The 11,864-nt window shown below is 55.0% G+C and carries 11 protein-coding genes and 3 pseudogenes; 8 read left to right on the top strand and 6 right to left on the bottom strand.

Annotated elements, in window-relative coordinates; translation table 11 throughout:
• The 4 genes from BGK49_RS02500 to BGK49_RS02485 form a co-directional block, all read left to right on the top strand.
• Positions 1-300, top strand: a 300-nt coding sequence (locus BGK49_RS02500; RefSeq protein WP_069375675.1) for an IS1 family transposase, incomplete at its 5' end; no start/stop codon positions are given.
• Positions 301-438: 138 nt separating this feature from the next.
• Positions 439-1,305, top strand: a complete 867-nt coding sequence (gene folD, locus BGK49_RS02495; protein ID WP_000729155.1) for a bifunctional methylenetetrahydrofolate dehydrogenase/methenyltetrahydrofolate cyclohydrolase FolD — start codon at positions 439-441, stop codon at positions 1,303-1,305.
• Between the two features lies 1 nt (position 1,306).
• A complete protein-coding gene (gene ybcJ / locus BGK49_RS02490; RefSeq protein WP_000190288.1) occupies positions 1,307-1,519 on the top strand; it encodes a ribosome-associated protein YbcJ in 213 nt (70 codons plus the stop codon).
• A gap of 107 nt (positions 1,520-1,626) precedes the next feature.
• The gene (locus BGK49_RS02485; RefSeq protein WP_001143552.1) at positions 1,627-2,148 is read left to right on the top strand and encodes a metal-dependent hydrolase; all 522 of its coding nucleotides are present in this window, start codon (positions 1,627-1,629) and stop codon (positions 2,146-2,148) included.
• A 35-nt stretch (positions 2,149-2,183) separates the two neighbouring features.
• Here the strand turns inward: BGK49_RS02485 and cysS are convergent.
• Positions 2,184-3,568, bottom strand: a pseudogene (gene cysS / locus BGK49_RS02480) (cysteine--tRNA ligase).
• A 173-nt stretch (positions 3,569-3,741) separates the two neighbouring features.
• On the opposite strand from cysS, the gene ppiB reads away from it, so the two are divergent.
• From ppiB to purK, 4 genes are all read left to right on the top strand, one after another.
• Positions 3,742-4,236, top strand: coding sequence for a peptidylprolyl isomerase B (gene ppiB, locus BGK49_RS02475; RefSeq protein WP_000256002.1), 495 nt, complete (start codon positions 3,742-3,744; stop codon positions 4,234-4,236).
• 2 nt (positions 4,237-4,238) lie between these two features.
• Positions 4,239-4,961 carry a UDP-2,3-diacylglucosamine diphosphatase gene (gene lpxH / locus BGK49_RS02470; RefSeq protein WP_000212252.1) on the top strand — a complete coding sequence of 241 codons (723 nt, stop codon included), beginning with the start codon at positions 4,239-4,241 and terminating at the stop codon, positions 4,959-4,961.
• Between the two features lie 117 nt (positions 4,962-5,078).
• Complete coding sequence (gene purE, locus BGK49_RS02465) at positions 5,079-5,588, top strand: 5-(carboxyamino)imidazole ribonucleotide mutase (RefSeq protein WP_001295318.1); 510 nt, start codon at positions 5,079-5,081, stop codon at positions 5,586-5,588.
• A complete protein-coding gene (gene purK / locus BGK49_RS02460; protein WP_000815537.1) occupies positions 5,585-6,652 on the top strand; it encodes a 5-(carboxyamino)imidazole ribonucleotide synthase in 1,068 nt (355 codons plus the stop codon). The genes purE and purK overlap by 4 nt, the downstream gene beginning before the upstream one ends.
• Before the next feature lie 136 nt (positions 6,653-6,788).
• Here purK and BGK49_RS02455 read toward each other — a convergent pair whose 3' ends face one another.
• From BGK49_RS02455 to BGK49_RS02435, 5 genes and pseudogenes are all read right to left on the bottom strand, one after another.
• Positions 6,789-7,682: a carbamate kinase gene (locus tag BGK49_RS02455; RefSeq protein WP_000855364.1), complete on the bottom strand. Its 894-nt coding sequence runs from the start codon at positions 7,680-7,682 to the stop codon at positions 6,789-6,791.
• Positions 7,679-8,494 carry an oxamate carbamoyltransferase subunit AllH family protein gene (locus tag BGK49_RS02450; RefSeq protein ID WP_000152521.1) on the bottom strand — a complete coding sequence of 272 codons (816 nt, stop codon included), beginning with the start codon at positions 8,492-8,494 and terminating at the stop codon, positions 7,679-7,681. Before BGK49_RS02450 ends, BGK49_RS02455 begins: the two co-directional genes overlap by 4 nt.
• A gap of 10 nt (positions 8,495-8,504) precedes the next feature.
• Positions 8,505-9,764 (bottom strand): YlbE family protein, encoded by a 1,260-nt coding sequence (locus BGK49_RS02445; RefSeq protein WP_000495339.1) that lies wholly within the window; start codon positions 9,762-9,764, stop codon positions 8,505-8,507.
• 9 nt (positions 9,765-9,773) lie between these two features.
• Positions 9,774-11,441, bottom strand: a pseudogene (locus BGK49_RS02440) (acyl-CoA synthetase FdrA).
• Positions 11,442-11,465: 24 nt separating this feature from the next.
• Positions 11,466-11,765: pseudogene (locus BGK49_RS02435) on the bottom strand (IS1-like element IS1X2 family transposase); the annotation flags it as partial.
• Positions 11,766-11,864: the final 99 nt, after the last annotated feature.

The following is an 11,864-nucleotide window of genomic DNA, read 5'->3' as shown; positions in this document are numbered from 1 at the left end:
ACGGTTGTGGCGCACGTCTTCGGTGAACGCACTCTGGCCACACTGGAGCGTCTTCTGAGCCTGCTGTCGGCCTTTGAGGTCGTGGTATGGATGACGGATGGCTGGCCGCAGTATGAATCACGCCTGAAGGGAAAGCTGCACGTTATCAGCAAGCGTTACACTCAGCGCATTGAGCGACATAATCTGAATCTGAGACAACATCTGGCAAGGCTGGGACGGAAGTCACTGTCGTTCTCAAAATCGGTGGAGCTGCATGACAAGGTCATCGGGCATTATCTGAACATAAAACACTATCAGTAAGTTGGAGTCATTACCCCTAACCTTCGCAAGAGGTCGCTTCACGCGATAAATCTGAAACGAAACCTGACAGCGCGCCCCGCTTCTGACAAAATAGGCGCATCCCCTTCGACCTACGTAACAGATGGAATCCTCTCTCTGATGGCAGCAAAGATTATTGACGGTAAAACGATTGCGCAGCAGGTGCGCTCTGAAGTTGCTCAAAAAGTTCAGGCGCGTATTGCAGCCGGACTGCGGGCACCAGGACTGGCCGTTGTGCTGGTGGGTAGTAACCCTGCATCGCAAATTTATGTCGCAAGCAAACGCAAGGCTTGTGAAGAAGTCGGGTTCGTCTCCCGCTCTTATGACCTCCCGGAAACCACCAGCGAAGCGGAGCTGTTGGAGCTTATCGATGCGCTGAATGCCGACAACACCATCGATGGCATTCTGGTTCAACTGCCGTTACCGGCGGGTATTGATAACGTCAAAGTGCTGGAACGTATTCATCCGGACAAAGACGTGGACGGTTTCCATCCTTATAACGTCGGTCGTCTGTGCCAGCGCGCGCCGCGTCTGCGTCCCTGCACCCCGCGCGGTATCGTCACGCTGCTTGAGCGTTACAACATTGATACCTTCGGCCTCAACGCCGTGGTGATTGGCGCATCGAATATCGTCGGTCGTCCAATGAGCATGGAACTGTTGCTCGCAGGTTGCACCACTACCGTGACTCACCGTTTCACTAAAAATCTGCGTCACCACGTAGAAAATGCCGATCTGTTGATCGTTGCCGTCGGCAAGCCGGGCTTTATTCCTGGTGACTGGATCAAAGAAGGCGCAATTGTGATTGATGTCGGCATCAACCGTCTGGAAAATGGCAAAGTTGTGGGCGACGTCGTGTTTGAAGACGCGGCTAAACGCGCCTCATACATTACGCCTGTTCCGGGCGGCGTTGGCCCGATGACGGTTGCCACGCTGATTGAAAACACGCTTCAGGCGTGCGTTGAATATCATGATCCACAGGGTGAGTAACATGGCGACATTTTCTTTAGGTAAACATCCGCACGTTGAGCTGTGCGATTTGCTGAAACTGGAAGGCTGGAGCGAAAGCGGCGCGCAGGCGAAAATCGCGATTGCCGAAGGCCAGGTGAAAGTCGACGGTGCGGTTGAAACGCGCAAACGCTGCAAAATCGTTGCCGGTCAGACAGTGAGTTTTGCAGGTCACAGCGTACAGGTTGTTGCCTGATCCCTTTCCCGGCCTGTATCAACAGGCCGGTTCTCTTTTCAGACTTTTGCCCTCTACGCCCCGTTCATCCATGCTGATAGCATCGACATTTTGCCGAAGCGACCATCATGCCAACCGTTATTACGCACGCCGCCGTTCCCCTATGCATTGGTTTAGGGTTGGGTTCGAAAGTCATCCCTCCGCGTCTGTTATTTGCCGGAATCATCCTGGCGATGCTGCCCGACGCCGACGTATTGTCGTTTAAATTTGGCGTTGCTTACGGCAATGTTTTTGGTCATCGCGGGTTTACCCATTCGCTGGTGTTTGCGTTTGTTGTCCCGCTGTTATGTGTGCTGATTGGACGCCGATGGTTCAGGGCTGGGCTGATTCGCTGCTGGCTGTTTTTAACCGTCTCGTTGCTATCGCACAGCTTGCTGGATTCGGTAACCACTGGCGGTAAGGGCGTTGGCTGGCTGTGGCCGTGGTCAGATGAACGCTTTTTCGCTCCCTGGCAGGTGATTAAAGTCGCTCCGTTTGCATTGTCTCGTTACACCACGCCGTACGGGCATCAGGTGATAATTTCTGAATTGATGTGGGTGTGGTTGCCGGGGATGGTGCTTATGGGAATGTTGTGGTGGCGCAGGCGATAACCGGATGCGAAAACTCGCATCCGGCAACAGCGCAATTACTTACGACGCCAGGTGGTCCCTTGCGGGCCATCTTCCAGCACGATCCCCATCTCGTTAAGACGGTCACGCGCCGCATCTGCCGCCGCCCAGTCTTTCGCTTTACGGGCATCCAGACGCTGTTGAATTAACGCTTCAATCTCAGCCACTTCGCTGTCGTCTGCCTGCGCGCCGCTTTGCAGGAACGCTTCCGGTTCTTGCTCCAGCAGGCCCAATACAGCGGAAAGTTTACGCAGGTGAGATGCCATTGCATTCGCCGCTGCCATATCTTCTGCTTTCAGACGGTTTACTTCACGCGCCATATCAAACAGTACGGAATAGGCTTCCGGGGTGTTGAAATCGTCGTCCATCGCTTCAATAAAGCGCGCTTCAAACGCTTCGCCACCGGCAGGCGCAACGGTTTTATCTGTGCCGCGCAGCGCAGTGTAGAGACGCTCCAGCGCCGCACGCGTCTGCTTCAGGTTCTCTTCGCTGTAGTTCAACTGGCTGCGATAGTGGCCCGACATCAGGAAGTAACGCACGGTTTCCGCGTCGTAGTATTTCAGCACATCGCGCACGGTAAAGAAGTTACCCAGCGATTTGGACATCTTCTCGCGGTCAACCATCACCATTCCGGAGTGCATCCAGTAGTTCACATACTGACCATCATGGGCACAGGTGGACTGCGCGATTTCGTTCTCGTGGTGCGGGAACATCAGGTCTGAACCGCCGCCGTGGATATCAAAGTGGTTACCCAGCTGCTTGCAGTTCATGGCCGAACATTCAATGTGCCAGCCAGGACGACCCGCGCCCCACGGAGACGGCCAGCTCGGTTCGCCCTCTTTCGACATCTTCCACAGAACGAAGTCCATCGGGTTGCGTTTGTCATCAACCACGTCAACGCGCGCGCAGCCTGCAGCTGGTCGAGATCCTGACGCGACAGCACGCCATAAGTCGGATCGGTCGGGACGTCGAACATCACGTCGCCGTTGTCAGCCACATAAGCGTGACCTTTGGCGATCAGTTGTTCAGTGAGTTCAATAATTTCTGCGATATGGTGCGTCGCGCGCGGCTCCATATCCGGGCGCAGAATGTTCAAAGCATCAAAATCTTTGTGCATTTCGGCGATCATGCGATCCACCAGCGCCACAAAGCTTTCGCCATTTTCATTGGCGCGTTTGATGATTTTGTCGTCGATATCGGTAATGTTGCGCACATACTTCAGCTTATAGCCGAGGAAACGCAGATAGCGCGCAACCACGTCAAAAGCAACAAAGGTACGCCCGTGACCGATATGACAGAGATCGTAAACGGTGATTCCACACACGTACATGCCGACTTCCCCGGCGTGAATAGGCTTAAATTCCTCTTTTTGGCGTGTCAGAGTATTGAAGATTTTTAGCATCGAAGATTCCGTTTAGACATGTGTGGGTAATTGAGTTGCGTATAATACCCATATTTTCCGCGCGAATCAGCATACATTGCGTGATGATCCGATCGTGCGGTTATGCTATAACACCACCCTATATATGACCCGAACCGGGTTGAAGCACCAATCAAACGGAACAGGATGCAAAAATGGTTACTTTCCACACCAATCACGGCGATATTGTCATCAAAACTTTTGACGATAAAGCACCTGAAACAGTTAAAAACTTCCTGGACTACTGCCGCGAAGGTTTTTACAACAACACCATTTTCCACCGTGTTATCAACGGCTTTATGATTCAGGGCGGCGGTTTTGAACCGGGCATGAAACAAAAAGCCACCAAAGAACCGATCAAAAACGAAGCCAACAACGGTCTGAAAAATACCCGTGGTACGCTGGCAATGGCCCGTACTCAGGCTCCGCACTCTGCAACTGCACAGTTCTTCATCAACGTGGTTGATAACGACTTCCTGAACTTCTCTGGCGAAAGCCTGCAAGGTTGGGGCTACTGCGTGTTTGCTGAAGTGGTTGAAGGCATGGACGTGGTAGACAAAATCAAAGGTGTTGCAACCGGTCGTAGCGGTATGCACCAGGACGTGCCAAAAGAAGACGTTATCATTGAAAGCGTGACCGTTAGCGAGTAATCGTGGCGACACTCTTTATTGCAGATCTTCATCTCTGCGTGGAAGAACCGGCGATCACCGCCGGTTTTCTGCGTTTTTTAGCGGGGGAAGCTCGCAAGGCCGACGCGCTGTATATTCTTGGCGATCTGTTTGAAGCGTGGATTGGCGACGACGATCCCAATCCACTCCATCGCCAGATGGCGGCAGCGATCAAAGCGGTGTCCGATTCCGGCGTTCCCTGTTATTTCATTCATGGCAACCGTGATTTTCTGCTCGGCAAACGCTTTGCCCGTGAAAGTGGCATGACGTTATTGCCGGAAGAAAAGGTGCTCGAACTTTATGGCCGCCGGGTGTTGATTATGCATGGCGACACGCTGTGCACCGATGACGCGGGTTATCAGGCTTTTCGCGCCAAAGTCCACAAACCCTGGCTGCAAATGCTATTCCTCGCCCTGCCGTTGTTTGTGCGCAAACGCATTGCCGCGCGAATGCGCGCGAACAGCAAAGAAGCCAACAGCAGTAAATCGCTGGCGATCATGGACGTTAACCAAAACGCAGTGGTCAGTGCGATGGAAAAACATCAGGTGCAATGGCTGATCCACGGGCATACCCATCGCCCGGCGGTGCATGAACTTATCGCCAACCAGCAACCTGCTTTTCGCGTGGTACTGGGTGCCTGGCATACGGAAGGTTCGATGGTGAAAGTCACGGCGGATGACGTTGAGCTGATTCATTTTCCGTTTTAAAAAAACCACAACTTTGCTGATTTCACAGCCACGCAACCGTTTTCCTTGCTCTCTTTCCGTGCTATTCTCTGTGCCCTCTAAAGCCGAGAGTTGTGCACCACAGGAGTTTTAAGACGCATGTCTTCCCGCAATAATCCGGCGCGTGTCGCCATCGTGATGGGGTCCAAAAGCGACTGGGCTACCATGCAGTTCGCCGCCGAAATCTTCGAAATCCTGAATGTCCCGCACCACGTTGAAGTGGTTTCTGCTCACCGCACCCCCGATAAACTGTTCAGCTTCGCCGAAAGCGCCGAAGAGAACGGTTATCAGGTGATTATTGCGGGCGCAGGTGGCGCAGCGCACCTGCCAGGCATGATTGCCGCCAAAACGCTGGTGCCGGTGCTGGGCGTGCCAGTACAGAGCGCCGCACTGAGCGGTGTCGATAGCCTCTACTCCATCGTACAAATGCCGCGCGGCATTCCGGTGGGTACGCTGGCGATTGGTAAAGCTGGCGCGGCAAACGCGGCATTACTGGCAGCACAAATTCTCGCGACTCACGATAAAGAGCTACACCAGCGTCTGAATGACTGGCGCAAAGCCCAGACCGACGAAGTGCTGGAAAACCCGGACCCGCGAGGTGCGGCATGAAACAGGTTTGCGTCCTCGGTAACGGGCAGTTAGGCCGTATGCTGCGTCAGGCAGGCGAACCGTTAGGCATTGCTGTCTGGCCGGTCGGGCTGGACGCTGAACCGGCGGCGGTGCCTTTTCAACAAAGCGTGATTACCGCTGAGATCGAACGCTGGCCGGAAACCGCATTAACCCGCGAGCTGGCGCGTCATCCGGCCTTTGTGAACCGCGATGTGTTCCCGATTATTGCTGACCGTCTGACTCAGAAGCAGCTTTTCGATAAGCTCCACCTGCCGACCGCGCCGTGGCAGTTACTTGCCGATCGCAGCGAGTGGCCTGCGGTGTTTGATCGTTTAGGTGAACTGGCGATTGTTAAGCGTCGCACTGGTGGCTATGACGGTCGCGGTCAATGGCGTTTACGCGCCAATGAAACCGAACAGTTACCGGCAGAGTGTTACGGCGAATGTATTGTCGAGCAGGGCATTAACTTCTCTGGTGAAGTGTCGCTGGTTGGCGCGCGCGGCTTTGATGGCAGCACCGTGTTTTATCCGCTGACGCATAACCTGCATCAGGACGGTATTTTGCGCACCAGCGTCGCTTTTCCGCAGGCCAACGCACAGCAGCAGGCGCAAGCCGAAGAGATGCTGTCGGCGATTATGCAGGAGCTGGGCTATGTGGGCGTGATGGCGATGGAGTGTTTTGTCACCCCGCAAGGTCTGCTGATCAACGAACTGGCTCCGCGTGTGCATAACAGCGGTCACTGGACACAAAACGGTGCCAGCATCAGCCAGTTTGAGCTGCATCTGCGGGCGATTACCGATCTGCCGTTACCGCAACCAGTAGTGAATAATCCGTCGGTGATGATCAATCTGATTGGTAGCGATGCGAATTATGACTGGCTGAAATTGCCGCTGGTGCATCTGCACTGGTACGACAAAGAAGTCCGTCCGGGGCGTAAAGTGGGGCATCTGAATTTGACCGACAGCGACACATCGCGTCTGACTGCGACGCTGGAAGCCTTAATCCCGCTGCTGCCGCCAGAGTATGCCAGCGGCGTGATTTGGGCGCAGAGTAAGTTCAGTTAAGCAGGTGCTCATTTGATTGCCGGATGCGGCGTAAACGCCTTATCCGGCTTACCGCTCCGGTACCCATTGTAGGCCTGATAAGACGCGTCAAGCGTCGCATCAGGCATGGTGCACCGATTGCCGGAAACTCTCATCACTACAGCGAAATACAGGTCCCCGCTTCGCCCGCCAGCGTCTCTTCAATTCGCGATAACGCCCCAATCCACGCGGGTTTACTACGGCTTCTGACATAACCACTCACCGCCGTTACCTTCGGCCCCATCGAACCATCGGCTTTGGCAAATGGCGCTAACTCATCCGGTGTGGCATGGCGAATGGCACGTTGCTGCGGCGTTCCCCAGTTTTCATATACCGCATCAGCATCGGTGAGGATCACCAGTCCATCGGCATTAATCTGCTCGGCGAGCAACGCAGTGGCGAGATCTTTATCAATCACCGCTTCACTCCCTGCCCCATCTTCCGTCACAGGCACACCGCCGCCGCCACTGCAAATCACCACATGCCCCTCTTTGAGCAACAACTCGATGGCTTCGCTGTCGAGAATTTTACGCGGTTGCGGAGACGCCACCACCCGGCGCAAATATTTACCATCACGTTTCATCTGCCAGCCGTAAGCCGCTTCCAGTGCCTCTTGTTCTTCTGGCTGATAAACCGGACCAATAAATTTCTCTGGCTGCAAAAACGCCGGATCATCAGGCGAAACCTCAATGCGCGTCAGCACCGTCGTAACAGGCGGTATCTGCGGCTGTGCGCTCAAGCTCTGCGCCAGCATATAGCCAATCATCCCCTGGCTTTCCGCCACCAGCACATCCAGCGGATACGGTTCTACCTCTTTCCACGCCAGATTCTGTAACGCCAGCAGCCCCACCTGCGGCCCGTTGCCGTGAACAATCGCCAGCCGATAAGAACGGGCCAGGCGTGCCAGCGCGGGTACAGCACTGGCGATATTGCGATATTGATTTTCCGCCGTCAGCGCCTCACCGCGCTGGAGTAAGGCGTTGCCCCCAAGAGCTACAACCAGTGTTTTCATGGTTTTCCTTGTAATAATTGTTGGCCAAGCCAGAACCCCAGCAGCGTATCTGCCCCTGACGTATGCCCCAGCGCCAGCAGCGAATCAATCGCAACAGCGGTACGTTTCGGGCAACTCAGAGCATGGACAAAGTGCAGGAGTGGCGAGGCGAAATATCCTTGCGCGGCATAACGTAAATAACTGACGCTCACCGCTGTGGTAACGAGTTGAAGATTGTCGGAACAGGCAAAAAACGGGCGACCGGCGCGCGCATCTAAAGCGCCATAATACCAAGCCGCCAGCAGCATTCCGCTCAACGTGTCATCATGACTTGGCGTTAATCCGGGGCCTTTACCCAGCCAGTGCCGCCAGTCGGTCTTAACGCCATTGAGCGCGGCCTGAAAACAGTGACGAAACTGGCGTAATTCAGCGGTCAGCGGATCGCTTGCCGCCATCGCCAGTGGTCCGAAAAGTCCGGTTTCCTCCGCGCGTTGCATCCATGCAGCTGCAAGCGGTTGAGGATGCGAAGGCGGCGTAATACGCAGCAAACAATAACGCTGTGGCTGTTTAACCGTGAAACGCCCGAGGCGAATCCCTTGAGCCACAACCTGTGGTCGTTCATTGCCGCATAATCCACCGCATAACGCATCGAATTGCGCGCGGCGAAGCACCCATCCTCCGGGGCCGAAACCACTACCCTGACGATGCAGCGTTAACAGTTCGCCGCTTTCCGTCATCAGGTTAATCGCCCGCCGCCACACTCCCGCTAACCGCCAGGACTGGCGATAATTCGGTGCGCTACTGCTGGCAAGCAGAGGATGGATGATCGTCATTGCGCGTTCCTCAACCAATCCCCATGCTTTCAGCCAGTGCTTCCAGCGCCTGTTCAAAGCACGCCAGCGGTGCCCGCACGGTGCCTGCGCCAATCTGCCCGATCCCCGCCTTTTTATGGGCGATACCGGTATTGATGAGTGGCGTAATGCCGGTTTCTACCACGCGACGAATATCCAGCCCCAGGCACGCGCCCTGAAAATCCCAGCCTGGGATCTGCAACTGCATATTGCGTTCAAGGTAAATTTCCGCCATCTCTTCAGATACCGCCCTGGCCGCTTCCATGCCACCCGCACCGACAAAGCGCGTTACGCCAGGCGCTGCGATCATTGCCGCACCTCCGATACCAAAGGTTTCGGTAATCGCGCTATCGCCCATATCCGGGTTCGCCTGCTCCTGCGAGAAGCCGGTGAAAAACAGACCTTGCGGAGTGTTTACAGGCGCAGTAAACCAGCGTTCATCCAGCCCGCTTACCCGAATCCCGAACATATTGCCGTTGCGGGTCATAGCCGTAACGATGCTGCCTGCGCGGATCATCGCGCCAGCATCCATCGCCGCCTTGCAGTAGGCCATCGCGAGGTTGAGGAAGAACTGATCGGTCACGCTGAGGAAATCGATCACTTCCGCAATGTGCTGTTTATCATGATCGAGGCGAGCAATTTGTGGGGCCAGCGTACGCATTAACAGTGCTGAGGAAGCAATATTGCGTTGATGGAACTCATCGCCCATCGTAATGCCCTGCGCCATCATCGCCGTGAGATCGATACCGCGCACCATGCGCCCCAGCGCCGCGCTTAATACTGGCATTAACACATCGCGCATCCAGCGATGGCGAGTCAGGACATCTTCGCCGTAAGCGCCAAAACGCATCACTTTGCCGATACCTTCGTTGAGGTTGCAGTACGCCCGGTTGCCGTCGGTTACGTTCTCGACCACCAGCATCGGCATACAGGCAGAAGTAATGCCGCCCATTGGCCCGACGGCATTCACATGGTGACAAGGAATGAAGTTCACTTCCCCCTGCTCCAGCATCGCCAGTGCCTGCGCTTCATCTTTCGCCCAGCCTTCGAACAGACATGCGCCCACGCACGCCCCTTTCATGGGTCCGGTCATCTCCTGCCAGCGCATTGGCGGCCCGGCGTGAAGCAGTGTTTTGCCCTCGTTTAGTTCGCTGATAAGTGAAAAAGCCGGTTGCACATCCAGCCAGTGTGGACGAGCACGACGAATTTGTTCGATAACCGCAGCATTGGCTTGCGCCACTGATGTAAACATGGGAACCCCTTATTGCAAACGTTCTAATAAACGAGCCAGTTTTTTATTGCCGCCGGCGACTGGCGACCATTGGTAATGCACAACCGGTTTGCTGGCGCTTTGTAGCTCCAGCGCAAAGCTGCGTAATCCGATGTTAATCACGGCGACGTTTTCCAGTAATGACGGTGTATGTTGCTGTGCGGCAGGCGAGAGCGGATAAATTAACGCTGCCGCCAGCAAGGTGGCTTCCGGCAGCGAACTCACTACCGCGATCCCCGCATCTTCCAGCGTGGCGATTTGCTGCGAGCGGCATTGCGGGTCACGTTCAGTGCCTGTCACCGTGGCAATGGCATACAGTGGTTGATTATCTGAACGCGCGGCACAGGCTTTTTGCTAGGCGCTTACCAGCGAGGCGGCAGGATCGGCAGTCGCACCGAAGCCAATCACGACATCAAGTAGCAATACGCGCACTTGTGGTTTAGCGCCGAGATCGGCAATTAACTGGTTGCGTAAGGCTGGGTCGATCATCGGATGGGGACGCCCGACGGTGTAGAAATCATCGCCGAGGTCAATAATCTGGTGACCATCGGCGTCGAGCATCATGCCGTGATGATGGGTATCGTCGGCTTCCACGCCAAGGTGTCCAGCAAGTAATCCCGCCGCTTCGGCAGCCAGCGTACCGCCGGTATACAAACCGCAAATAAATCCGCTGCTGACAGGCGCTATTGCGTTACGTCGCGCCGTGACGCGTGAAAGCAGGCAAGCCAGGCGTGCGGCCTCATCCAGCGAGGAGGCAAACCAGACATTCTCGTCGCGGGCCACCGCCGGGGTATAACCTAAAAACAGCGCCACCGTCGGTTTGCCGGTTGCTTTCATGGCATTAACAATTTTCAGACGCACAGCTTCGGCAGGTGGCTTTGAAACAAATGCCAGCACTTCGCTTTTCTCGTCTGCACTGAGCATTTCCAGCGCCGTCAGCGCACTGATGCCGCCTGCTTCACGGCTGAGGTCGCGCTCGCCAAGACCAATCGCGTGAGTAATTCCCTCCCCTGCCTGCGCAATCTGCGAACACAGTTCCTGAATCCCGGTACCGGAAGCGCCAATGACGCCAATGTTGCCTTCCGGCATCACGTTAGCAAAAGCCAGCGGCGTGCCGGCAATCATCGACGTACCGCAGTCCGGCCCCATCACCAGCAAGCCTTTTTCTCGCGCGCGGGTTTTAAGTTGGATTTCATCTTCCAGCGTGACGTTATCGGAGAACATCATCACGTTGAGGTTGCGATCCAGCGCCTGATTCGCCAGCTCCGCCGCATACTCGCCAGCCACTGAAATCAGCGCCAGATTGGCATCGGATAATTTCTGACAGGCACTGTCCCAGCGACGCACCTGCGTCAAGGACTGGCTGCTGCCTGCCCCCTGCGCCAGTTGTTTTAGCGCCTCTTCAAGCTGCTGCATAATCGCCTGCGCGATCCCCGCATCCGCCGCTTCGCTACGAATTGCCACGCAAATATCGTTCGGCGTGGCGTTATTAAAATCGTCATGCCAGAAACCTGTGGTATCTAATAACGCTTTATTGGCGGGCGTACCCATCATTACGGAAACATCATCAACATTTTCTGATTCGCTGAGTTTTCGTGAAATAATCATTAAACTGACCGAATCCTGAAAACACCCTTTTTTAATAAAGGCGTGGATCATAACAACTCCGGTAATGACTCCAACTTACTGATAGTGTTTTATGTTCAGATAATGCCCGATGACCTTGTCATGCAGCTCCACCGATTTTGAGAACGACAGTGACTTCCGTCCCAGCCTTGCCAGATGTTGTCTCAGATTCAGATTATGTCGCTCAATGCGCTGAGTGTAACGCTTGCTGATAACGTGCAGCTTTCCCTTCAGGCGTGATTCATACAGCGGCCAGCCATCCGTCATCCATACCACGACCTCAAAGGCCGACAGCAGGCTCAGAAGACGCTCCAGTGTGGCCAGAGTGCGTTCACCGAAGACGTGCGCCACAACCGTTGGATTTGCCCCTATATTTCCAGACATCTGTTATCACTTAACCCATTACAAGCCCGCTGCCGCAGATATTCCCGTGGCGAGCGATAACCCAGCGCACTA

This window comes from Shigella sp. FC1544, from assembly GCF_001722145.1.
GTDB lineage: Bacteria > Pseudomonadota > Gammaproteobacteria > Enterobacterales > Enterobacteriaceae > Escherichia > Escherichia coli.
Note: the sequence above shows the minus strand (reverse complement) of the source record. Positions and strands in the feature narration are given on the sequence as shown.